The organism is Desulfobaculum sp. SPO524 (assembly GCF_044987625.1).
In the GTDB taxonomy this organism is placed as follows: Bacteria; Desulfobacterota; Desulfovibrionia; order Desulfovibrionales; family Desulfovibrionaceae; genus Desulfobaculum.
The window spans coordinates 1,025,926-1,049,590 of sequence record NZ_JBJDSB010000001.1 but is presented as its reverse complement, the minus strand read 5'-3'; the positions used below and the strand labels follow the sequence as shown (position 1 = coordinate 1,049,590).

Here is a 23,665-nt window from a genome sequence, read left to right as displayed (position 1 = left end):
ATGCATCCGCTCCTTTGGTGGACACTCTTTACCGTTGCGGGAATCTGGCTGCAGCGTCTGGTTCCCGGCGTGGATTTTCTGGCTCCGGGCCTCGTTATCCTCATGCAGGAGCGCGAGGTCCGCATTGCCGCATGGCTGACCTGCATCTGGATTCTGGTGCAGGAGGGCACGGGCGGTATGGCCTTTGGGTCCGCGCTGCTCTGGTACGCCGCCCTTGGCGCGCTGTTTTGGGCGGGGCGCTGGCTGTTCGAGTCCACCAACCTTTTGTTCGTCATGCTCATTGGCATCGCCATGGGCGTGTGGCACGTGGGCCTCTTTGAATTGATGGCCCAGTTGCAGGACCTGTCCGTATCCACTCCCCGCCTCATGACCGAGGGGCTGTTGCAGGCCGGTATTTTCTTCATCGAGTGGGCTTTTGCCTACGCCATCTACAAAAATTGGGTCCGCCATGGCGCCAACGCACTTTGAACCGGAAGGCCAAGCGCCACCGCGCACCGGTCTCATCCTGCTGCAGTGCCTGATATGGGGCCTGTTCTGCCTCTTTGCCCTGCGCTTTTGGTACCTGCAGGTGCACAAGGGCGCCGAGTTCGCCCAAAAGGCGCGCGACAACCAGCTCCGTCAGGAATATCTGCACGCGCCGCGCGGCCTTATCCGCGACCGCAGTGGCACTCTTGTGGCCGTCAACGAGCCCGCCTACGCCCTCGGCCTCATCCGCGAGGATGTTCGCGATATCGAGTCCACGCTGGACCAGATCAGCGCGTGGACCGGTGTGGAACGTGCCGACCTCGAAAAGAAATTCAAGAAGGGCCGCCGACGGGTGAAGCCCTTTGAGCCGCTCATTCTTGTCCCGGACCTGCCCTTTGAGCAGCTGGCCCGCATTGAGGCCAATGCCCTGTTTTGGCCGGGGCTGGAGATTGTTGTCCGTCCGCGCCGGTTTTATCCGCAGGGCGCGCTGCTTTCGCATGTGCTGGGCTACGTGGCCGAAGCCAACGAGGACGAACTGGAAAAAGACCCGTCTCTGAGCCTTGGCGACAACGTGGGCAAGGGCGGTCTGGAATATATGCTGGAGGACCGCCTGCGCGGCGAGAAAGGCCTTCGTCAGCTTGAGGTGGACGCCACCGGACGGCGGCTGAACCAGCATACCCTGCGTCCGCCGCAGGCGGGCGAGGATCTGACGCTGTCCATTGACCTTGGCCTGCAAAAGCGCTGCTCGGACATGCTGGAGGGCAAGGCCGGGGCCATCGTGGTCATGGAGCCGGAATCCGGCGAAATCCGGGCCTTTGTCAGCCAGCCGAGCTTTGACGCCAACTGGTTCGTGACCGGGCTGTCCAACAAACAGTGGGCCAGCCTGCGCGACAACCCCATGCATCCCCTGCAAAACCGCGTGGTGCAGAGCACCTATCCCCCCGGCTCGGTCTTCAAGCTGGTGGTGGGCGGCGCTGTGCTGGCCGAGGGCATCGATCCCAAGGAAGAGGTCTACTGCCCGGGCTTTATGAAGCTCGGCCGCCGCGTGTTCCGCTGCTGGCGCAAATGGGGCCATGGCAAAACAGATTTCATGAAGGGCCTCGTCAAGTCCTGCGACGTCTACTACTACGAGATGGGCAACCGCCTTGGCGTGGATAAGCTCAGTGCCTTCTCCATGGCCTGCGGCTTTGGCGAGAAGACGGGCATCCGCCTGCCCCACGAAAAGTCCGGCCTCATCCCCACGCGGGAATGGAAGCGCCGCCGCTTCGGCGAATCGTGGCAGGGCGGCGAGACGTTGAACATGGCCATCGGGCAGGGCTACACCCTGGTGACGCCTCTGCAGGTGGCGCGTTTTATCGGCGCACTCCTCAATGGCGGCGACATCCTGCGGCCCAAGCTCATCGCCGGTGGCGAGCCGGAAAAGCTGGGGCACCTGCCCCTGTCCGACGAGCACCGCGAGCTGCTGGTCAAGTCCATGGTCGAGACCGTGAACACCGGCACGGCGCGGCGTCTGAAACGCCGTGACGCCGTCATGGGCGGCAAGACCGGCACTGCGCAGGTGGTGCGGCTCAAGCTCAAAAAGGGCGACAAGCGCCGCAAGCTGGAGGAAATGCCCTACGAGGAACGCGACCACGCGTGGCTGGCGTCCTTTGGCGAAAAGGACGGCAAGACCTATGTCGCCGTCTGCATGGTGGAGCATGGCGGACACGGTGGCTCCGCCGCCGGACCAATCCTCAAAAGCGTCTACCAATACCTTTTCGGGAAGAAGAAATGACCCCCATTGACCGCCGCATCCTGCTGCATATCAACTGGTCCCTCTTGGGGCTGACGGTTTTGCTGTTCGCCGTGGGCGTGCTGAACCTGTATTCGGCCAGCGGGTTTCGCATGGAGGGCGGGCTGTCCGTCAACCCGTTCTACAAAAAGCAGTTCCTGTGGGGAATGATGGGCTTTGGCGGCATGCTGTTCTTTATGCTGTTCGACTACCGCCACCTCAAGACGCTGGCGTGGCCCATGTTTTGGGTGACGGTGCTTTTGCTGTTGTGCGTGCCCTTTTTCGGCAAAACCATTTACGGCGCGCGCCGCTGGCTGGACCTTGGGTTCTTTAACCTCCAGCCCAGTGAGGTCGCCAAGATTTCCATCCTGCTCATCGGTGCCAAGATTCTGTCCAAAGGCCAGTTGCCCCTTGGGTGGCTGCGGCTGTTTGCCGTCATTGCCGTGGGCATGCTCCCTGCGGGGCTTGTGATACTGCAGCCGGACCTTGGGTCGGGACTGTCTGTCCTGCTCTTGCTGGGCGGGCTTGTGCTGTATCGCGGTGTGGAGATGCGCGTGTTCAAGACACTGGTCATCATGGGACCAATCCTGATGCCTTTGTCGTGGTTCGTTTTGCACGACTACCAAAAGCAGCGCATTTTAACGTTCCTTAATCCGGGACGCGACCCCCTTGGTGCGGGCTATCATATTATCCAATCGCAGATAGCCATCGGCTCGGGACGACTGTGGGGCAAGGGCTTTTTGGGCGGCACACAGAGTCAGCTACGTTTTCTTCCCGAGAAGCATACAGACTTTGCCATCGCCGTTTTTGGCGAGGAATGGGGCTTTATCGGGTGTATTATTCTCCTTTCCCTTTTCTGCCTCTTCCTGTATCAAATTTACCTCACGGCGCATGACGCGAAGGACCGTTTCGGCAGCTTTCTCGCCGCTGGGGTCTTTTTCTATTTTTTCTGGCAGATACTCATCAACATGGGGATGGTGCTTGGCCTGATGCCGGTTGTGGGCATTCCGTTGCCGTTCATCAGTTACGGCGGCAGCGCCACAGTGGTGAATCTGTGCCTCATAGGCCTTGTGTTGAACGTTTCCATGCGCAGGTTCGTGTTCAAGCGCGGATAGCCGCGCGAAAGCCGAACGCGGCCTGCAGTGAACCTTCGTGATCGGGAGCGACTCATGGCGCGCGACGAGATCAATGCCTTTCTTGGCAGCGGGACCACCTACCAGGGGCGCCTGGAGTTCAAAGGTTCCGTCCGTATTGACGGTAAATTCAATGGCGAAGTGGAGTCCGAAGGCACCCTCGTCATCGGAAAGGACGCACGCGTGGAAGGAACCATCCACGTCGGCCAGCTTATCGTAAGCGGCAAAGTGCAGGGAGAAGTGCGCGCCACCGGCAAGGTCGTTTTGCACAAAACGGCCAACGTCGACGGCAGCATGGCCACCCCTGTGCTCATGATGGAAGAAGGTGCGGTAATGGAAGGCAGCATCAGCATGGGCACCAAGAAGGCCGCCCCCAATGCAGAGGCTGGTAAAAACGCCGCCGATGCCCGCCAGGCGGGCTCTTCTGCATCCTCTAAACCGTCCCTTGCAGTAACGAAATAGCGCCCGAGAATGTGCTTTTTTTCTCGAGTTGCAGGCGCCTTTGAAAAGCCGCCGCAAACCCGGCGGTTTATAAAAAAGTTTTGACAGGTCGCTGGAAATTGGCTAAAGGCCGTTTGACTTTGCTCAATAATTCACAACCTCCGAGAGGGCGCGTATGATTGATCTCGATATCACCTTTTTTATTCAGTTTGTGAACTTCGTGGTCACGTTGGTCGTTCTTAACTTTCTTCTCGTCCGTCCCATCCGTGAGATCATCAAAAAGCGTAATGATCGGATGGCCGGATACCTTGAGGACGCCGAAGGCTTCAATGAGACCGCGGAGCAGAAGTTGAAGAACTATTCCGCCGCCCTCGACGAGGCCCGCCGCAACGGCGTGGATATCCGCAGCAACCTCCGCGAAGAGGGTGTTGCCGAGGAGAAGGGCATCATTGAGGCCGCCAACGGCAAAGCCGCCACCGCGCTCAAGGCCGAGCGCGACGCCGTCGCCGCAGAGGTGAAGTCCTGCATGGACGACCTCAAGGCTCAGGTGGATGGCATGGCTGGCAAAGTTGTGGCCAAGGTGCTCGGCTAGTTCCGCGCACAAGGCGAAGCCGTACGGGTTTCGCCTTCTCGTTTTTTGCTTAAGCCAAAGAACCGGATGGAAAGGAGGGTTTCGCGTTGAAAGGGCTCAAACGAATCGTGCCGGCTTTGCTGCTCGTACTGGCAGTGGCATCGGTCGCTTATGCGTCCGAGGCTGGCGGCGCGCACGGGGGGCACGGGCCGAACTGGAAAGACTTCGGACTTCGTGTCGTCAACTTTATCATCTTTGCCGGCATCATCTACAAGTTCGCCGGAAAGAAGATCGCCGAAATCTTCGGTGGCCGCCGCAAACAGATCGAGACCCAGCTGGCCGACTTGGCAGAACGTCGCGAAGATGCCGAGAAAAAGCTGGCTGAGGTCGAGAAGAACATCGCCAACATCGAGCAGGAACGCGAGGCCATCCTGGCCGAGTTCCGTGCGCAGGGCGAAACGCTCAAGGCATCCATCATCGAGGGTGCTAAGGAAAGCGCAGAGAAGATCACCGCCCAGGCCAAGCTCACTGCCGAGCAGGAACGCCGGACCGCCGTTCAGGATGTTCGCGCCGAAGTGGCAGAGCTGGTCGTTGACGCCGCTGAAAGGCTCTTGGCGGAGAAGCTCTCTGCCGATGAGCACAACAAGCTGATCAACGATTCATTAACGAAGGTGGTGCTCAATTGATTGCTGATATCGTAGCACGCAGGTACGCCCGTGCGCTGTTCTCCATAGGACAGCAAAAGGGCGATGCCGAGATCGAGGCATACGGCAAGGACCTGGCCGAATTCGCCTCCGCGATGAAGAACACGCCGGAGCTCGTTAAGATCTTCCGCAACCCCATCTTCACCGTTGAGGAAAAGAAGGCCATCGTGGAGAAGATTCTGTCTAAGCTGGATCCCAATCCTACCGCCAGGAATTTCCTCTTCCTGCTGGCAGACAAGGACCGCCTGTCCATTCTGCCGGAAATCGAAGCCTACTTTGGCGCTCTGCTCGATGAAGCCAAGGGCGTGGTGCGTGGCGAGCTCGTCACCGCTGTCGCACTCGAGGATGCACGGCAGAAGGAAGTCCGCAAGGAACTCGCCGAGCAGCTCGGCAAAGAGCTTGTGCTGGACTTCGATACCAACGCCGACATCCTCGGCGGTGTGGTGCTTAAAGTGGGTGACAAGATTTTGGATGCTAGCTTGCGCGCTCAGCTTCACGGTATGAAAGAACAGATCAAAAGGGGTGAGTAGGGCCATGCAGATCAAAGCTGAAGAAATCAGTAAAATCATTGAGGATTCGATTTCTAATTACGAATCCAAGGTGGAGATGACCGAAACCGGCACGGTTCTCTATGTCGGTGACGGAATCGCCAGAGTCCACGGCGTGGAAAACGCCATGGCCATGGAGCTTCTGGAGTTCCCCGGTGGCCTGATGGGCATGACGCTGAACCTTGAAGAAGACAGTGTGGGTGTGGCCCTTCTGGGCGACGACACCGGCATCAAGGAAGGCGACCCCGTCAAGCGTACCGGCAAGATCTTCTCCGTGCCCGTCGGCGACGCCGTTATGGGCCGCGTTATCGACCCGCTGGGTCAGCCCATCGACGGTCTGGGACCCATCGAGTCCAATGAAATCCGTCCGGTGGAGCTGAAGGCTCCGGGCATCATCGCCCGTAAGTCCGTTCACGAGCCGATGTACACCGGCCTGAAGGCCATTGACGGCATGACCCCCATCGGCCGCGGTCAGCGCGAGCTGATCATTGGCGACCGCCAGACCGGTAAGACCGCTGTCTGCATCGACGCCATCCTGGCCCAGAAGAACTCCGATGTGCACTGCATCTACGTTGCCATCGGCCAGAAGAAGGCTTCTGTGGCCCTCGTTGCCGACGTCCTGCGCAAGCACGGCGCCCTCGAGTACACCACCATCATTTCGGCCACCGCTTCCGAGCCGGCACCGCTCCAGTTCATCGCCGCCTACACCGGCGCGACCATGGGCGAGTACTACCGCAACAACGGCAAGCACTGCCTCATCGTGTACGATGACCTGTCCAAGCAGGCTACCGCGTACCGCCAGATGTCCCTGCTGCTTCGCCGTCCTCCGGGACGTGAGGCCTTCCCCGGTGACGTCTTCTACCTCCACTCCCGTCTGCTGGAACGTGCTGCGAAGGTGAACGACGATCTGGGCGCCGGTTCCATGACCGCACTGCCCATCATCGAAACCCAGGCCGGCGACGTGTCCGCCTACATCCCGACCAACGTTATCTCCATTACCGACGGTCAGGTGTACCTGGAGCCGAACCTCTTCAACGCTGGTGTCCGCCCGGCCATTAACGTTGGTCTGTCCGTGTCCCGCGTTGGTGGCGCCGCGCAGATCAAGGCCATGAAGCAGGTTGCCGGTACCATGCGTCTGGAAATGGCTCAGTACCGCGAGCTGGCCGCCTTCGCGCAGTTTGGCTCCGACCTCGACAAGGGCACCCAGCAGAAGCTGAACCGTGGCGCCCGTCTGGTGGAACTGCTCAAGCAGCCCCAGTACCAGCCGCAGCCTGTTGAAGAGCAGATTGTGTCCATGTTTATGGCGACCCGTGGCTTCATGGATGATGTCCCTGTTGAGTCTGTTGCTAAGTGCGAGACCGAGCTGCTCGACTTTATGCGCAACTCCAAGGCCGACATCCTTGAGGGCATTAGGACCAAGGAAGTCATCGACGACGAACTCGACGGCAAGCTCCGTGCTGCTATCGAAGAGTTTAAGAAGAACTTTCAGGCTTAATACTTGAGGAGGTCATGACATGCCTTCACTCAAGGATGTCCAACTGAAGATAACCGGGGTCAAGAAGACCAAGCAGATCACGAAGGCCATGAATATGGTGGCCTCGGCGAAGATGCGCAGCGCTCAGGATCGCATTGAGCGCTTCCGCCCCTACGCCGACAAGTTCTACGAGATGCTTGGTGACCTCGCGGCTGGTGTGGATACTGACGCGCATCCGCTCCTTGAAGTCCGCGAAGAAATCAAAACCTCGGCAATCGTCCTGATTACCTCCGACCGCGGCCTGTGTGGCAGCTTCAACACCAACCTCATCAAGAGGGCGCTGAAGCTGGCCGAGCAGAAAGCCGCGGAGGGGAAGACCGTAAAGTTCTATTGCATCGGCAAGAAGGGACGCGACGCTGTCGCCAAGTCCGACTTCGAAATGCCTCTGGGCCTGCCCGATGCCATGAGCCACTACGACTTCACCCTGGCGAATCAGGTCGGTATGCAGGTCATCGACGGCTACCTCTCCGGTGAACTGGACGAAGTGACCGTCGTTTACGGCAAGTTCATTAACATGGTGAAGCAGGATCCGGTGGCGCTGGATATCCTCCCCATCGAGGCCGGCGAGGCCGAAGAGGTGGAAGAGGACTCCGGTGCGGAGTACATCTACGAGCCCGAAGTCGAAGGACTTCTGGCCGAGTTGCTGCCCCGTTTTATCAAGGTCCAGATCTATCGCGGGCTGCTTGACACCTCTGCTTCCGAGCATGCTGCACGCATGACCGCCATGGACAACGCCACAAGGGCTTGCGACGACTTGGTCGACTCCCTCACGCTCGTCTACAACAAGACGCGTCAGGCGGTTATCACCACGGAGCTTATGGATATTGTCAGCGGCGCAGAAGCGCTGAATGGATAAGAAGGGGGCATTATTGCTATGAGTGCTAACGGAAAAATCGTTCAGGTAATCGGCGCCGTTGTTGACGTCGAATTCCCCGCGGGTCAGTTGCCGAATATTCTGACCGCGCTTGAAATCTCAAATCCGAATAACGTCGATGCGCCCGACCTCGTGGTCGAGGTTGCCCAGCACCTCGGCGACAACGTCTGCCGCTGCATCGCCATGGACGCCACCGAAGGCCTCCAGCGTGGCATGGCAGTCGTGAACACCGGCGCACCTATCCAGGTGCCTGTCGGTGCCGGCTCCCTCGGCCGTATCATGAACGTCGTGGGCCGCCCCGTGGACGAAATGGGTGACGTCAAAGCTGACAAGAAGCTCCCCATTCACCGCGCCGCTCCGACTTTCACCGAGCAGAGCACCGACATCGAAGTGCTCGAAACCGGCATCAAGGTCGTTGACCTGCTTATCCCCTTCCCCAAGGGTGGTAAGATGGGCCTCTTCGGCGGCGCCGGTGTTGGCAAGACCGTTATCCTCATGGAGATGATTAACAACATCGCCAAGCAGCACGGTGGTATCTCCGTGTTCGCCGGTGTTGGTGAACGTACCCGTGAAGGTAACGACCTCTACCACGAAATGAAGGACGCCGGCGTTCTGGAGAAAGCCGCGCTCATCTACGGTCAGATGAACGAACCTCCGGGAGCCCGTGCCCGTGTCGCGCTCACCGCGCTGACCTGTGCGGAATACTTCCGTGATGAAGAAGGCCAGGACGTGCTCCTCTTCATCGACAACATCTTCCGCTTCACCCAGGCCGGTTCCGAGGTGTCCGCACTTCTCGGCCGCATGCCTTCCGCTGTTGGTTACCAGCCCACGCTCGGTACTGACCTCGGTGGCCTGCAGGAACGTATTACCTCGACGGTTAAGGGTTCCATTACCTCCGTCCAGGCCGTTTACGTCCCCGCTGACGACTTGACTGACCCCGCGCCGGCAACGACCTTCTCGCACCTTGACGGTACCCTCGTTCTGTCCCGTCAGATCGCCGAGCTGGGCATCTACCCCGCGGTGGACCCGCTTGACTCCACCTCCCGTATCCTGGACCCCAACGTCCTGGGTGCCGAGCACTATCAGACCGCTCGTGAGGTGCAGGAGATCCTGCAGAAGTACAAGGACCTCGGCGACATCATCGCCATCCTTGGTATGGATGAGCTCTCCGACGAAGACAAGCTCACCGTCGCACGCGCTCGTAAAATCCAGCGCTTCCTCTCTCAGCCTTTCCATGTGGCTGAGGTGTTCACCGGCACCCCCGGCGAATACGTTAAGCTCGAGGACACCATCCGTGGCTTCCGCGAGATTCTCGAGGGCAAGCACGACGACATGAATGAAAACGACTTCTACATGGTCGGTGGCATTGAAATGGCTCTGGAGAAGGCTAAGGCCCGTCAGGCCCAGGGCTAAGTCCTGGTTAACAGGAGGAAGCTATGGCCAAGTCGCTGCATCTTGAGATTGTCACCCCGGACAGACTCGTCCTCAGCCAGGACGTGGAGTACGTGGGAGCCCCCGGTTACGAGGGCGAATTCGGCATCATGCCGAACCACGTGCCGTTCCTGTCCGCACTGAAGATTGGCAATCTGTACTATAAGGAAAACGGCAAGACGTACTACGTCTTCGTCGCTGGAGGCTTCGCAGAAGTCTCCGCTAATAAAGTCACCATCCTCGCTGAAGTGGCCGAAAAAGCCGCTGAAATCGACATCGAACGCGCCCGCAAGGCACGTGAACGTGCCGAACAGCGCCTCGCACAGCAGCAGGAAAAAATCGACAACGCTCGGGTTCAGGCTGCCCTGGCTCGCGCCCTCGCGCGACTCAATTGCCAGGAACATGCTTCCAGCGCCGGAACTAAAGCGTCCTAAGCGATCGTAACCCATCGCTGTACTGCCCCGAAACAAAGGCGGACCACCCCAAAAGGTGGTCCGCCTTTCGTTTTGCCTCACCAGTTATGACGGCGAAAGAATTGTACCTCCAGCGACTCAAGCTCTTAGGTCGTGCGGCCTGAAGGGACGAAGGGCCTTAGAGATCCAAGCTAGCAGAGCTGTTAGGGAAATACTGTCCTTTACGATCTTTAGGATTTTTGAGCGAAAGCCGCTCCCAAAATAGGGGGGTGGGGTGGGGGTAACCTGTGCCGCCAGAACCTGTTCCCTCTGTTCCCGGACAGAAGTGTTCCCCATGTTCCGGGGTGTACAGGTGAACGTGGGCGGAGGTGGGAGTGTGGGCCTGTGTGCGTACGGGGGCTTGTGTGTCGTGAAGCAGCGTGTTCAGGGGGAGAAGGGAAAAAACGTTTCTTCCATGTGTTGGCGACTCGGGCGGTGGTCCTGTCATTTTTATGAGGCTTGATCGTCGGGCTGAGGTGGCTTTTGCTCTGAGGTTGTTCGACCTGAAAAGGCTGTAAAGAGACAAAGAACAGAGCGGGTTTACGGAATGATTTTCTGAACCATCCACAGTGTTTTTGACGCGGGGCACGCTCCCCAAAGAAGGTTGAGGGGGGGTATGTGGTTTCTGTGATCCTGCTACAGAGTTGCGTTCTGGAAAGGTACGATTGCGTCGGTGTTGTCGTAAGAGGGGGGACAGGTGTTGTCGGTGCAGGTAGAGGCATCGTGGACAGCCTCGCGTTCCCCTCGTTTTGAACGTGAACGCGTTCTGTAGCGACCATCCTCTCCACGTGCCATCGGATTCCTCAGACTTCGTCTTTGCACCGCAGGATTTCCGCTCTCAAATCCGTACTCCATGCCCCTTCGCCCTCTGTTCTTCCAGTGACAGGGCTTCTCACCGCTTAACCATACCACCAAGCCCACCCCCCCCCAAAAAAAGGTATGTCTTACATAACCGCCCACCACGCTCCATCCCATACCCCGAAAGCCGTCAGGGGTGCCGCCGCGCCTATTTGCATGGCACCCGTCGTGACCGCACGTGGGATTTTTAAGGGCAACGCCCTTAAGCCTGCGGAGCACATTTCGCTTCGCGCCACCCCACCGCCCGCCACAGCGCCTCGGCCCCGCATGCCCACCCCATGCTCCATCCCATACCCCGAAAGCCGTCAGGGGTGCCGCCGCGCCTCTTTGCATGGTCCCCGTCGTGACCGCACGTGGGATTCTTAAGGGCAACGCCCTTAAGCCTGCGGAGCACATCTCGCTTCGCGCCACCCCACCGCCCGCCACAGCGCCTCGGCCCCGCATACCCACCCCACGCTCCATCCCATCCCCCGAAAGCCGTCAGGGGTGCCGCCGCGCCAATTCGTATGGTCCCCGTCGTGACCGCACGTGGGATTCTTAAGGGCAACGCCCTTAAGCCTGCGGAGCATATCTCGCTCCGCGCCACCCCACCGCCTGCCACAGCGCCTCGGCCACGCTTACCCACCCCACGCTCCACCCCATACCCCGAAAGCCGTCAGGGGTGCCGCCGCGCCAATTCGCATGGTCCCCGTCGTGACCGCACGTGGGATTCTTAAGGGCGACGCCCTTAAGCCTGCGGAGCACATCTCGCTTCGCGCCACCCCACCGCCCGCCACAGCGCCTCGGCCCCGCATACCCACCCCACGCTCCATCCCATCCCCCGAAAGCCGTCAGGGGTGCCGCCGCGCCTATTTGCATGGCCCCCGTCGTGACCGCACGTGGGATTCTTAAGGGCGACGCCCTTAAGCCTGCGGAGCACATCTCGCTTCGCGTCACCCCACCGTCCGCCACAGCACATCACTTCTCCGCCTCGCTCCGCGCCACCGACTGCCTTTTTCCCAAAAAAAAGCCCCCGACTTTAAGGGGGGTCGGGGGCTTGGGGTGCGGGTTGGTCGGCCCGCACCGGGGGTGAATGAGAGAGTGGTTAGAGGAGTTCCTCTGGGGTCTTGGTCGGCAGGTTGAATGCTTCGCCGACCGCAGGGCAGGTGAGGGCGCCCTGGAATGTGTTGAGTCCTTTCATGAGTGCCGGGTCGTCGCGCAGGGCGTCCAGGCCGTTGTCTGCGAGTTTGAGCAGATAGTGGATGGTCTGGTTGGTGAGGGCGAAGGTGGACGTCCTTGGGACGGCGCCGGGCATATTGGTCACGCCGTAGTGCACGACGCCATCGACTTCATAGATGGGGTCGGCGTGCGTTGTGGGCTTGATGGTCTCGATACAGCCGCCCTGGTCGATGGCGACGTCGACGACGACGGCACCGGGCTTCATGGTTTTGATCATGTTGGCGGTGACGAGGTTGGGTGCTTTTGCGCCGGGGATGAGCACGGCGCCGATAAGCAGGTCCGCGTAGCGGACGGCGCGGCGGATGTTGTGTTCGGTGGAGGTGGTGGTGATGAGTCGGCCACCGAATACGTCGTCCATGTAGGTGAGGCGATGGTGGTTGATGTCGATGATGGTGACCTGCGCGCCGAGGCCGAGGGCCATTTTGGCGGCGTTGGTCCCAACGATGCCTGCACCGAGGATAACGACTGCGCCGGGTGTCACGCCGGGCACGCCGCCGATGAGAATGCCGCGTCCGCCGTGGGTCTTTTCGAGATAGTGGACGCCGACCTGCGTGGCCATACGTCCTGCGACCTCACTCATGGGCATGAGCAGGGGCAGGGAGCGGTCGGGGAGCTGGACAGTCTCGTAGGCGATGGAGGTACAGCCGGACTCCATGAGGGCGGAGGTCAGGGGGCGGTCGGCGGCGAGGTGGAGATAGGTAAACAGAATGAGGTCGTCACGCAGGAGGTGATATTCCTCTTCGATGGGTTCTTTGACTTTGACGACGATGTCGGTGTGCCACGCTTCGTCTCGGGAGACGATGCGTGCGCCTTTGGCGGTGTATTCGTCGTCGGTAATTCCGCTTCCTAGGCCGGCTCCGCGCTCGACGAGCACTTCATGCCCGCGTTTGATGAGGGTCTGGGCGCCACCGGGGGTGAGGGCGACGCGGTTTTCCAGCGTTTTAATCTCTTTGGGCACACCGATAATCATTGGGCCTTCCTTGCTGTTTGGCGTTGGTGATACCGCCGAAAGGGCGGAGCCACAGGTCGGTGGCGGCTCCGCAATACGCGACGCCGCCGGAATGCCTTAGGGCAGCTGTCGCAGGTCTCGTGCGCCTTTTGGCAGCAGCACCCATTTGCGCCGTGCCTGCATGACCACGAAGGACTCGGTGCCAGTAACGGCGCCAATCTGCGAGAGCTCCTCGTTGATGAAGCGGTAGAGGTCGTCGATGCCTTCCGTCAGGACGATTTCCACCAGCAGGTCGTATCGTCCGGTGACGACGGCGACCCAGTTGACGTTATCGAGCTTGGAAATCTGCTCCATTTTTTGGTCAAGGGTGTTGTGGCTTTCGACGGTGAGGCCGACGAGGGCCACAGTCAGCCCTTTTACGCGGAATGGGTCGACCAGTGCGGCAACGCGTGCCACGCCGGAGGAAATGAGATTCTTAAGGCGGGAGCGGATGGTGGGGCCGGTAACGCCGAGGCGCTCGGCGAGCTTCCCTGTGGACTGCTGGCCATCTTCTGTGAGGGCGGCGACGAGCTTGGCGTCGGTTGAGTCGAGTTTTCGTTGCTGGTCCACGGCGTCCATCCTGGGCTAGGCGAGGTGTCACGGAAAAAAATCCAAACAGCAGGATTTTTCGTAAGCGTCAATTTGTACGGCAGTAAATATCTAATGGGCAAATTGTCTGTCAATATTTTTTCTTGCGCAATCGTTTTGATTGTAGCGTTTTATGAAGTGAACAATGAAGGCGCTGCTGCTGGCGCCTGCGGGGCGGGGAAAAAGGCGGGATGCGGTGTTTGGTTGTTCTCTAACCGCTGTGGTGGGCATAGGGTGCTGTGCGGTACTGCGTTGCAGTCCTGCACAGGATGCTTCTGCAATACAGAGTGTTGGTGGTGATGCGTGTGCTGTTGAGGATGATGGAACCTGTAGATGAGACAAGAGGGTGGTCAGGGATGTTCTCCACAAGAAGCGCGTGGCGCTTTGGGGCGCATTGCACTGTGGGGTGGCGGGATTGCTGGACGGGGCCGATGGGGGCGGGGTGATGCTGTTGAGAATCGTCGCGTGCTGACGCGTGATGGCGGGTAAGGAGCCGAAAAGCACGCTGCGGCGCAATGGGGCGCGGTTGTGGCTGTGGAAAACCCCCGTTCCCTCGCTTTCGGCCACCTCGGCCGTGTCGCTCTCTTTAAAAGGCCCAAAGAGGATGAAATTCCGTTTGTGCCAGAGATATTGGTTCGCCAAATCGCCGTGAAAAACTTCGCGCGTCGCCTGCCCGCCGTGGCCCTGTGGCACGAAATGGCAGAGCCACAGGGCAAATTGGGTTGGAGAGGCTGTGGAAAACTCGCGTCCGCCTAACTGCTGCGAAACGACGCCGCGTGGATGTCGAGGCGTTTGAGAATTTTTTGGAGGGAGACGCGCTCCAGACCGGACAGCCGCGCGGCTTCGGAGATGTTGCCGCTGGTTTTCTTGAGCAGTTCGGTGACGTAGTTGCGGGTGAATTCGTCCATCACGCGGGCCTTGGCGTCCTTATAGGGCGGCAGTCCGGCGGACTGTTCTTCCTCGGCGGGGCGCGATTCGGACAGGCGCACCAGCGGCAGGTCAATGACATCCCCTTGCGAGAACACGGCAAGACGGCGCATGAAGTTTTGCAGCTCGCGCACGTTGCCCGGCCACGGACGGCTGGCGAGGTAGGCCAAAACTTCGGGGGCGATTTCCTTGGGCATCAGGCGCAGCTCGCGGCAGGCCTGCGTCAGGAAATGGTGCGCCAAAAGCGGGATGTCCTCGGTGCGCTTGTCCAGCGGCGGCACATACACGCTAAGGACGTTCAGACGGTAGAACAGGTCCTCGCGAAAGAGGCCGTCCTTCATCTTCTGCTCAAGGTCTTTGTTGGTGGAGGCCAGAATGCGTACGTCCACGCGCACGGATTGGCTGGACCCGACGGGGCGGACTTCCTGCTCCTGCAACACGCGCAGGAGCTTTGTTTGAATATTCATGGGAATGTCGCCAATTTCGTCCAGCAGGAGCGTGCCGCCGTTGGCGGAGACGAACAGGCCCTTGTGGGAGCGGTCCGCGCCGGTGAACGCGCCCTTGACGTGGCCGAAGAGTTCGCTTTCCAGGAGCTGGTCCGGAATGGCGGGACAGTTCACCTGCAAAAACGGCCCGGCAGAGCGCGAGGACATGGAACGGATGGCGCGGGCGACCATTTCCTTGCCGGTGCCGGACTCGCCAGTGATGAGCACGGTGTAGTCGCTGACGGCCACGGCGGCGATGGAATCCTTGAGGCGCTTCATGGTGGCGGATTCGCCGATGAGGCTGGCGCTGAGTTCGCTTTGGGCCATGAGGCTGCGCAGGCGGGAATTTTCGCCCAGCAGACGGGCGCGCTCAAGGCCCTTGGCCGTGGCGCGGAACAGGTCGTCCGGCTCCACAGGCTTGGTGAGAAAGTCATACGCCCCGGCTTTCAGCGCTTCCACGGCGGATTCAATGGATCCGTAGCCCGTGAGCATGACCACCGTCAGGTTCGGGTCGGCGGTGAGGGCCTGCTGAAGCAGGTCCAGCCCGGACAGGCCGGGCATGCGCAGGTCCGTGAACATGAGGGCGATGCGCTGGGTGGCGAGGATGGACAGGGCCTCCTCGCCGCTGGTGGCGGTGAAGCACGGCGTTTTGGGAAATTCGCGCGTCAGCAGGCGCGAAAGCCCGCGCGCAAAGTCGTGCTGGTCATCAACGATGAGTATGGCGTCGGACGTGGCGTCCTGATTATGCGGTAATGTCATCGGCTGTCTCCGCGATGGGGAAGGTGAGGGTGAACCGGGCGCCGCCGTCGCTGTGGACGGTAATGGTGCCGCCGATGTCGCGCATCAGGCCGAACACCACGGCGAGGCCAAGCCCCGTGCCCTTGCCCACATCCTTGGTGGTGAAGAACGGATCGAAAATCTGGCTCTGCATGTCCTTGGGGATGCCGGGGCCGTTGTCGGCCACCACAATGCGCACGGCGTCTGGCGTGGCTTCGGCGTGCACGCGCACTTCGCCCGTGTCGCGCGGGACCACGTCCAGCGCGTTGATGAGCAGGTTGGACAGCACCTGCTCCAGCGAGATGGGGTCCGTGGTCACGGGGGGCAGGGCGTCTGGAACGTCCATCACCAGCCGGGCGTGGCGCGCTTCGGCCTGAACGGTGAAGACGTCGCCGAGCATGCGCAGCACCTCGCCGGGGTCGCTGGGGCCTTTGCCAGCCGAGCGGGGGCGGGCAAAGTTCAGCAGGTCCTGAAGCACGTGCTGGGCCTGCTTGGTGTGGCGCAGAATGACGTCTACGTCCGCGCGGTCGCCGTCGTTTTCCGCGCCGGAGCGCAGAAGCTCCGCGTAGCAGGCGATGACGCCGAGGGGATTGTTGATTTCATGCGCCAGTCCGGCGGCCAGCTTGCCTACGGTGACGAGCTTTTCGCTCTGCTGCATCTGGGCCAGCATCTGCTTTTCCGCCGTGTTCTCACGGGCGTAGACAACGGCGCGGCTGTCGCTCGCCTCCGCGCCGCGCACGGGATAGATGGAAATCTGGAAGGAGCGCCCGCCCGGCAGTTCGCGTTCAAATGAGAGCGGCTGGCCGCCTGCGATAACGCTGCGCAGCGGGCAGGTGTCCCCTTCGCCCCGCGATAGGCCGAACAGCGGCGGCACGGCGTCAACATAGGCCTGCGGGCTGATGGCGGATTCGCCAAGGGCGCGCGCGGCTTCGTTGGCGATAATGACGTTGCAGGCGCCATCCATAAGCAGCAGCGGGTCCGCGATGCCTTCGAAGATGGAGCCGAGCAGGTCATTCTGCGTGAGCAGGGTGTCCAGCGCGCTGAGGTTTTCCATGGCAATGCCCAGTTGCTGCCCCAGCGCCACAAGGATGTCGCGCACTTGTCCTGGCTCGGTGTCCGCGGTGTCGTCAAAGTACAGGCACAGGTAGCCCTCCACGGTGTGCTCCGAGGAGCGCACCGGGATAAAGGCGCTGTCGTAGGTGAGCAGCGGTTCACCGCTGGCGACCACTTCGCTCCAGTTGTCCGGCTTTTGCGGCTGCACGCCGGGCTTGGGCCACGAGTAGTAGTTTTGCGAGGCCAGCGTACAGACAAAGGCGGCCTTGCGCGCGTTAAAGCGTTTGCCAATGCGCGGCAGGGCGGCTTCCAGCAGTTCGCGGCGGGTGTGGCTGACGTTGAGGGTATTTAGGATATTCACGAACAGCGTCACGTCCGTGCGGCGTTCCATGGCCTCGCGCGAGAGGTCGGCGGTGCGGTCGTCCACCATTTGGCGCAGGTTTACGGCGTAGTGTTCCAGTTCGCGCCGCGCCTGTGACAGGTGCGAGGCCAGTTCCTCCACGCCGTGGAGTACGTCTTCAATCTCGTCGCCGTCGCCGAGCTGGGTGAGGACGGAGGTATCCGCCTGCTCGGTGAAGTGGTCCGTCAGGACGTCCGTCAGCCGCCGCAGGTTATGCACCACGACGCGGTTGAACAAAATGTTCACGATGCCAAAGGACAACAGCGCCCCAGCGATGGCAAGGGAGATATAGCCCAGCGTGGCCCCGCGGATGCGCGACAGCGCGCTGCCCACGGGCAGGGTGACGGCGGTGACGCCGCCGATGGTGTCTACACTGTGCCCAAAGCCGCGCGTGTTGCCGTAGCGCTGGATAAGCTCCTTGGGCGCGCGGCCCGGCTCGCCGTGGCAGTTCATGCAGGAGGAGACGAATTTCACCGGGCGGGCCGTAATATAGAACTGCTGGCCGTCGATGGTATCGAACCCGGAGAAGGTGCGCTTGCCCGGGTGGTCCTGAAAGTACTTAACGAGCTGGCGCTCGCGTGGGGTGGCTTCGTAGTTGGGATTGCGCGCGCCGATGGCAACGCGGCGGTAGTGTGGACTCAGCGCGCCCGTGGTGGCCATGCCGTCCATGACCTTGCGCGAGATGTACGACGTGCTCATGGCCTCAATGATGAACTGGTCCTCGGGCAGGGCGCGGTACATGGCGGGGCGCAGGGTGTTTCGGACGTAGGTGCGCACCGCCTCCACCTGATTGAGCATCATGTCCGCCTTGCTGGCGACTTCCGTCTCCAGAAGCGTGCGCAGGTGGAAGTACAGCCCACACGCAAAGAGCAGGCCACCGCCAAGGGCGATGCCCGCGAGGCCGAGCAGGAACTTTGTCTGGAGCTTCTTTGGACGGGTGACTTTCATGGGTGCGTTGTGTTTGGGTGTATGGTTCACGCGCACAGTAGACGGCCTTTGCGGCTGACGCAAGGGGTGGGTGCGTTCTTGTGGCAACACATGTTGCCTCATGTTTGCAGAATAAAAGGCAAATGATTCGCGAAAGCGACGACTGCGAAAGCAATTATACGGATTGTGAATATTGGAACATATATTGCTGTAAACGTGCAGACGAAGAGAGGAGGTTTCACAAACCATACGGGAGGTTAGCTATGGCAAATGGCGAACTGGCGCGTCCCGGTAGTGGACCGGTATGGGCCATCAGCGTGATTCTCTTGGCCTACGCGGCTCTGGTGCAGACCGGGGCCATTACGGACACGCTGAAGGCGCTGCATGTGCACAAGGCCATGGATACCATGATCTACCTTGGGTACATTGGCGGTTTTCTCGGCGTGGTCACAGGACTGATCCTGAACATGCGAAAGGACAAACCTGTCGGCAACTTCGACATCTTTGTCGTGAACACCATCCCCGGCATCCTGTTCATCATGCTGCTGGCCATGGGCATCCGCTGGTTTGCGGAGCCGCTCATCACCATCATGTCCACCAACCTTGTGCCCGTGTTGGGCTTCAAAATCCATAAGGTGCTCAACCTCAACTACGTGGTCCTGGGCATCCTTGTGGGTATCGTCATCACCAACACATGGGGTATCCCGAATTTTGCGGCGTCCGGCGTGAAGACCGCCCGGTTCGTCCTGAAGATGGGCGTCATCCTGCTGGGTGCCCGCTACTCCTTTGCCGAGCTGGCAAAGCTGGGCATGACCTCCATCTGGATGATCGGCTTCTTCGTTTTGGGCACCGTGTTTATGGTGCTGTGGCTGGGCCGCGTGTTCGGACAGCCCAAGTCCATGAGCGGCGTGCTTTCCGCAGGTATGGGCGTGTGCGGCGTGTCCGCCACCGTCGCCTGCGCCCCCGTTGTCCGCGCCCGCTGCTCCGAGATGGCTTACACCATCGGTACTATCCTTGGCTTTGGCGTGCTGTGCATGTTTGCCTTTCCCACCATCGGCAAGCTGGTGGGCATGTCGCCCACGCAGTTCGGCGCATGGGCCGGCACAGGCATCCTGAACTCCGCACAGGTTGCGGCGGCCTGCCTTGCCTACAACGCCGTGGATATCAAGACCCTCAAGGTCGGCGAAATCTTCAACATCACCCGCGTGCTGTTCCTGCCCATCATCGTTTTGGTGTTGGCTGGCTGGTACGGCCGTCAGTCCGGACAGCGGCTCACCTTTAAGGAAGTTGTCATCGACAAGTTCCCCCTGTTCATCATCGGCTTCCTGCTGCTGTTCTTCATGTCCTCCATCGGCCTGTTCAGCCCGCCCAGCCACTACAAGGGCAAGTATCTCGACTTCACCTACAACCAGCGCACCGAGGTGACGCCGGAAGAACTCACGGTCATCAAGGGCGCTGTGGCGCAGGGCATTCCCGGTTTGCACGAGGATGAGGCCGCCGCATTGGCCGACCTGGCCCACCAGCGCCAGATTGCCGGTGACTTTGCCGACAAGGACAACCACGCCGTGTACGACGCCACCGGCCGCAAGCGTATGGCCGCTCTGGAATCCATCATCGCCCGCGTGAAGGGCGGCGAGTTGACCATTGCCGCGCCCCTCGTCTCGGCCGTGAAGCACGCCGTTAAGCAGGTGCACAAGAAGTCCAAGACCATCGTGGCCCTGACCGACGCCATGATGTGGTTCTTCGCCTACGGCCTCATTGGCCTGGGGATGCAAATCACGCGCAAGGCCATCACGCAGGCGGGCGGCTGGCCGCTGGCCATCGGGCTTATCTCCGGTGTGACCAAGGCCACGCTGTCCTTCCTTGTGGTCATCCTGTTCGTGAAGGAAGTCGTGCTCAAGTAGGAGGCAAATATGAGCGAGATTCGTACAGAAAACTGCGACGTGCAGCAGGACGATCAGTCCCAGAACGAAGAGCGCGCCCTGTCCGTGTTCGAGTCCGAGCGTAACGAGGACCTCACGGCCCTTGGCTTTGTGCTGGTTGTCGTCTTCTTCGTGCTGCTGTTTACCAAATGGATGGCTTAGCTGTCCCATGAGGACGGCTGGCGGAGACTTTCGGCCTGCATAGGGCGGGCCGGATGCACCTCCCTCATTCCGTCTCCCCGGCCCGCACACGGCCCGTGCGGGCCGGGGGCAATCACCCCAACCCCGGAGGCATGAAACGACGATGTTCAGGAATATCCTCGTGGCCAGCCACGGCTCGCCCGGCGCGCGTCAGGCCGAGAGTATGGCCGCGTCCCTCGCTCGGGAGTGCGGTGCGGCGCTGACCGTGCTCTCCATCGTCAACATCGACTGGAACGTCATGACAGGGGACGATTGGCTCAATTCCTCAGCCACGCGCAACCATTTTGCCAACTACGTCGAAGGCGAAATTCAGCGCGAGGTCGCCGCCGTGTGGGAACGCATTCAGGAAGAGCATCCCGACCTGTCCCCGCACTTTGTGCGCAAGGTAGGGGAGTTGGAGGACGCCCTTGTGGACGCCGCCGCCGAAGCCGGGGCCGACCTTATCGTGGTTGGCGCGCGGCAGAAGACCCGAGCGCCCGGCTTCAAGGCACGCCTCAAGGGCAAAAAGCTGCACCCTCGGCTTGCCTGTCCGTTGCTGGTGGCTCCATGAGCGTGTACTCTGAAACGATGATAGAGACGTCCGGCCGACATTTTAAGGACCTCATGGGCCTGCTTATGCAGCCCCGCGCGGGGTGGACGGAGGTGAATCTGCCGTGGAACAGGGCGTTTTGGGAGGACCTGACGCCCGCCACGCTGGCGCGCCTTAACCCGCACTGGGAGCTGTCCTACGATGAGAAAGGCTCCATGCACATTTACGACCATTTGCTCGACATCTCCTTCGTGGCGGATATCGACATGCACGTGGACGAAACCGGCTGGGCCGCGCACATCGCGCCGCTTGGCGTGGCCATCATGGCCCGCCCGCAATCCGGCGAGTGCAACACCCTGTTCAATTACGCCTTCACCGGCGATGCGGACATCGCGCTGTCCGGCTCGCAGGCCGAGGAGTGGGCATTCTACTGGCTGCGCAGTCTGCGCGAGTATCTGCGCGTGTGCGTCGCGCGGGGACCAGCGGGTATCTTTTGGCGCTTTTTTATGCGCCGGTGCTGGCTCAGGATGTCCCCGCCACAGCGGCGCATCAGTCTGTTTATGATTAAGCTGACCCTTATGGAGATGGTACTCATCGTCGCCCTTGGGGTCGGCTATTGGGCCTACGTCACGCTGTAGCCGCGCCGCGCAGGCGGTGCGTTCCCGCGTTAGCAGGGCAGCGGTCAGGCCAAGGGAGGAAGAACATGCGGAACTGGATGCGGCATTTCTGGTGGTCGTTTTTCGCAATCTGCTACGTTGGCTCCATGCCGGTCATCATCTATCAACTCATGGGCCAAGGACGGGACTGGCCGGGGATTTTTCTGCAGACCGCCGTGCTGCCATCTGGAGCATGGCAGGCCGACATTCTCTGGAGCAACCCCGGGCTGGCGGTTGTGCTCGGTCTCTATGTCGCCACCGCGTCTGTCTACGCCACGTGGCGGCGCAACGATCATCTCAGCTACCGCGAGTCGCGCGTGCAGAGCGCCCGCGGCTTTTAAGCCATCCCACCACACCACAAGAAAGCAGCCGGGACCCGCAAGCGGATTCCGGCTGTTTCACGTGTGATGTCGAGGCGTCTCGTTGAGGCTGACAACTCCTTAAGCTACCGCCGAAACATCCAATATTCCACCGCTATACAGCGCATCTTTTCGCATAAAAATCGACAGCGGAAGAGAACTCTCGCATTCGCGCCGCGCCGTTGCACGCCATACGATAAATCGCCGGAAAAGCGCCGGTATCGGCCGTAGACAGCAGACGCGTCCGGCCCTACCGTGGAACTGCGGCTAAGGTTCCAAGTGTTTCAACTGGAAACGTGTAAGGGAGGAACCATGATCGATAGAGAAAGAATGGCGAACAGGCAGCGTATCGGCAAGAGACTGCTTCAGTGGCACTACGAAGAAGCGCCCCACATCAAGCGTCTCGGCTTCGACGGCGAAGACGAAGAAGCCCGCCGCCTGCAAGGCAAGTTCGGCAACACCCGCGTGCAGACCTCCAAGCGCCGCAAGTACGGAAAGGATGCCATGACCCTTCAGGAACGAAAGTTCGAAGAAGCATGGCCCTGGTACGACTTCTAAGACCACCACCCAGTCGCGCGAGAATGCGCGCGGCAGGACATAAGCACCAACTCACCTCCTCAGCCCCGGCACCCGCCGGGGCTTTTTTACGGCGTGCCATGGGGGGGGAGGCGCTGCGGAGGTTGTTTTGCTCCGCAGGGTTAAGGGCCGTGGGCCCTTAACAATCCCATGTGCGCACAGACCGGGTGGCCTTATATGGCACGGTCGTCACCCCTGACGGCTCTCGTCCGGGTAGATGGGAGAGGTTTTTGGGGGCGTTGGCGTCATGTGAAGGGCGGTGAGAATCCCTGTTTGGAGGGGTGAAAGAGAAAAGGCAAAAGGCAGAAGAACCCGCCCACCCCTATTTTCGGGGCGGCTTCCGCCCCGAAAATCCTGGGGATTCTCAAGGGTGTCACACCCTTGAGCCGCCGGAGGCACTCTTTATTTCTTCGCCCCTTTGCCGCTGGCAGTTTTGCCGCCACTGAGGAGCCACCCGGCCATGCCCCATGTGAGGTTGGAGGCGTTGGGTGCGCCGTGGCGTTTCAGCCGCCATGCCATGATGGGTGAGCGGTGGCCGGTCATGCAGATGATGACGGTGTGGCGTGTGCGCATTTGGTCGAGGATGGGCTGTGGCGGCAGGGCGGGTGCGGGGACGTTGATGGCGCCGGGGATGTGAAAGGCGCGGAATTCCTGCGGCGTCCTGACGTCGATGAGCATGGGCGGATTGGGGCCGCGCAGGGCGGACTTGAGGGCCCACGGCGGGGTCTGTTTGATGCCGAAGAGCAGGACGAGGCCGTCCCAGGCGATGATGAGGACGACGAGGGCGATGATGAGGGTTTTGACGTTCATGGTGCCTCCGTGTGTGGTGGCGGGCGTGGGTGAACGGTCTGGGGATGGTGAATTATGGACGGAAACGGGCGCGCAGTGCAAGGGGAGGGCGCGCCATCCGCCGCAAACTGCGGATGGCGCTGTGGAAAACGTGTGGATTAATGCGTTGATCCACTGAGGTTCAGGCCGATGATGCCCACAACGATGAAGGACATGAACAGCACTTTTTTGGCGGTGAGTTCGTCGCCGAAGAAGAGCACGCCCATGACGGCGACAAGGGCGATGCCCAGCCCGCACCATGTGGAGTACATGATGCCGAGGTCAAAGTAGCGCATGGCGCGCATCATAAGCCAGAAACACGCGACGTAGAAGCCTGTGGTGGCGATGATGCCCCACATGGCCTTTGCTCCACCCATGGAGGCATACTTGAGTGCGGAGGTGCCGAGCACTTCGCAGATGATGGAGAGAAGGAGGTAGACCCATTTCAT

23 protein-coding genes are annotated in these 23,665 nt (G+C 60.7%); 17 read left to right on the top strand and 6 right to left on the bottom strand.

Annotation, left to right across the window (positions count from 1 at the left end; genetic code table 11):
• The 11 genes from ACI3L3_RS04430 (at position 1) to ACI3L3_RS04380 (ending at position 9,906) form a co-directional block, all read left to right on the top strand.
• Positions 1-468: a hypothetical protein gene (locus ACI3L3_RS04430; protein ID WP_404843884.1), complete on the top strand. Its 468-nt coding sequence runs from the start codon at positions 1-3 to the stop codon at positions 466-468.
• The gene (gene mrdA, locus ACI3L3_RS04425) at positions 449-2,239 is read left to right on the top strand and encodes a penicillin-binding protein 2 (RefSeq protein WP_404843883.1); all 1,791 of its coding nucleotides are present in this window, start codon (positions 449-451) and stop codon (positions 2,237-2,239) included. The genes ACI3L3_RS04430 and mrdA overlap by 20 nt, the downstream gene beginning before the upstream one ends.
• Entirely contained in the window at positions 2,236-3,351 is a 1,116-nt protein-coding gene (gene rodA / locus ACI3L3_RS04420) for a rod shape-determining protein RodA (protein WP_404843882.1), read from the top strand. Before mrdA ends, rodA begins: the two co-directional genes overlap by 4 nt.
• 54 nt (positions 3,352-3,405) lie before the next feature.
• Entirely contained in the window at positions 3,406-3,831 is a 426-nt protein-coding gene (locus ACI3L3_RS04415) for a polymer-forming cytoskeletal protein (RefSeq protein WP_404843881.1), read from the top strand.
• Between the two features lie 154 nt (positions 3,832-3,985).
• Complete coding sequence (locus ACI3L3_RS04410) at positions 3,986-4,402, top strand: ATP synthase F0 subunit B (RefSeq protein WP_404843880.1); 417 nt, start codon at positions 3,986-3,988, stop codon at positions 4,400-4,402.
• Between the two features lie 86 nt (positions 4,403-4,488).
• Positions 4,489-5,067 (top strand): F0F1 ATP synthase subunit B, encoded by a 579-nt coding sequence (gene atpF, locus ACI3L3_RS04405; RefSeq protein WP_404843879.1) that lies wholly within the window; start codon positions 4,489-4,491, stop codon positions 5,065-5,067.
• The gene (locus tag ACI3L3_RS04400; protein ID WP_404843878.1) at positions 5,064-5,615 is read left to right on the top strand and encodes a F0F1 ATP synthase subunit delta; all 552 of its coding nucleotides are present in this window, start codon (positions 5,064-5,066) and stop codon (positions 5,613-5,615) included. Before atpF ends, ACI3L3_RS04400 begins: the two co-directional genes overlap by 4 nt.
• 4 nt (positions 5,616-5,619) lie before the next feature.
• Positions 5,620-7,128 (top strand): F0F1 ATP synthase subunit alpha, encoded by a 1,509-nt coding sequence (atpA, locus tag ACI3L3_RS04395; RefSeq protein WP_404843877.1) that lies wholly within the window; start codon positions 5,620-5,622, stop codon positions 7,126-7,128.
• 19 nt (positions 7,129-7,147) lie between these two features.
• On the top strand, positions 7,148-8,023 hold the full coding sequence (locus ACI3L3_RS04390) for a F0F1 ATP synthase subunit gamma (protein WP_404843876.1): 876 nt from the start codon (positions 7,148-7,150) through the stop codon (positions 8,021-8,023).
• An 18-nt stretch (positions 8,024-8,041) separates the two neighbouring features.
• Complete coding sequence (gene atpD / locus ACI3L3_RS04385; protein WP_404843875.1) at positions 8,042-9,454, top strand: F0F1 ATP synthase subunit beta; 1,413 nt, start codon at positions 8,042-8,044, stop codon at positions 9,452-9,454.
• A gap of 23 nt (positions 9,455-9,477) precedes the next feature.
• Positions 9,478-9,906: a F0F1 ATP synthase subunit epsilon gene (locus ACI3L3_RS04380; protein WP_404843874.1), complete on the top strand. Its 429-nt coding sequence runs from the start codon at positions 9,478-9,480 to the stop codon at positions 9,904-9,906.
• Positions 9,907-11,866: 1,960 nt separating this feature from the next.
• Here ACI3L3_RS04380 and ald read toward each other — a convergent pair.
• The 4 genes from ald to ACI3L3_RS04360 all read right to left on the bottom strand — a co-directional run bounded on the left by ald (position 11,867) and on the right by ACI3L3_RS04360 (position 18,166).
• Positions 11,867-12,970, bottom strand: a complete 1,104-nt coding sequence (ald, locus tag ACI3L3_RS04375; RefSeq protein ID WP_404843873.1) for an alanine dehydrogenase — start codon at positions 12,968-12,970, stop codon at positions 11,867-11,869.
• Between the two features lie 96 nt (positions 12,971-13,066).
• Positions 13,067-13,558, bottom strand: a complete 492-nt coding sequence (locus ACI3L3_RS04370; RefSeq protein WP_404843872.1) for an Lrp/AsnC family transcriptional regulator — start codon at positions 13,556-13,558, stop codon at positions 13,067-13,069.
• 770 nt (positions 13,559-14,328) lie between these two features.
• The gene (locus tag ACI3L3_RS04365; protein ID WP_404843871.1) at positions 14,329-15,747 is read right to left on the bottom strand and encodes a sigma-54-dependent transcriptional regulator; all 1,419 of its coding nucleotides are present in this window, start codon (positions 15,745-15,747) and stop codon (positions 14,329-14,331) included.
• Positions 15,731-18,166: a DUF3365 domain-containing protein gene (locus ACI3L3_RS04360; RefSeq protein WP_404843870.1), complete on the bottom strand. Its 2,436-nt coding sequence runs from the start codon at positions 18,164-18,166 to the stop codon at positions 15,731-15,733. Before ACI3L3_RS04360 ends, ACI3L3_RS04365 begins: the two co-directional genes overlap by 17 nt.
• A gap of 242 nt (positions 18,167-18,408) precedes the next feature.
• On the opposite strand from ACI3L3_RS04360, the gene ACI3L3_RS04355 reads away from it, so the two are divergent.
• From ACI3L3_RS04355 to ACI3L3_RS04330, 6 genes are all read left to right on the top strand, one after another.
• The gene (locus tag ACI3L3_RS04355; RefSeq protein ID WP_404843869.1) at positions 18,409-20,049 is read left to right on the top strand and encodes a YeiH family protein; all 1,641 of its coding nucleotides are present in this window, start codon (positions 18,409-18,411) and stop codon (positions 20,047-20,049) included.
• A gap of 9 nt (positions 20,050-20,058) precedes the next feature.
• Complete coding sequence (locus ACI3L3_RS04350) at positions 20,059-20,229, top strand: hypothetical protein (protein WP_404843868.1); 171 nt, start codon at positions 20,059-20,061, stop codon at positions 20,227-20,229.
• A 142-nt stretch (positions 20,230-20,371) separates the two neighbouring features.
• Entirely contained in the window at positions 20,372-20,818 is a 447-nt protein-coding gene (locus tag ACI3L3_RS04345; protein ID WP_404843867.1) for a universal stress protein, read from the top strand.
• Positions 20,815-21,435 (top strand): hypothetical protein, encoded by a 621-nt coding sequence (locus ACI3L3_RS04340; protein WP_404843866.1) that lies wholly within the window; start codon positions 20,815-20,817, stop codon positions 21,433-21,435. Before ACI3L3_RS04345 ends, ACI3L3_RS04340 begins: the two co-directional genes overlap by 4 nt.
• A 65-nt stretch (positions 21,436-21,500) precedes the next feature.
• Positions 21,501-21,794 (top strand): hypothetical protein, encoded by a 294-nt coding sequence (locus ACI3L3_RS04335; RefSeq protein WP_404843865.1) that lies wholly within the window; start codon positions 21,501-21,503, stop codon positions 21,792-21,794.
• A 330-nt stretch (positions 21,795-22,124) separates the two neighbouring features.
• Entirely contained in the window at positions 22,125-22,370 is a 246-nt protein-coding gene (locus ACI3L3_RS04330) for a hypothetical protein (RefSeq protein WP_404843864.1), read from the top strand.
• Between the two features lie 420 nt (positions 22,371-22,790).
• Here ACI3L3_RS04330 and ACI3L3_RS04325 read toward each other — a convergent pair whose 3' ends face one another.
• Both ACI3L3_RS04325 and ACI3L3_RS04320 read right to left on the bottom strand, forming a co-directional pair.
• Entirely contained in the window at positions 22,791-23,198 is a 408-nt protein-coding gene (locus tag ACI3L3_RS04325) for a rhodanese-like domain-containing protein (protein ID WP_404843863.1), read from the bottom strand.
• Between the two features lie 137 nt (positions 23,199-23,335).
• A complete protein-coding gene (locus ACI3L3_RS04320) occupies positions 23,336-23,665 on the bottom strand; it encodes a DMT family transporter (RefSeq protein WP_404843862.1) in 330 nt (109 codons plus the stop codon).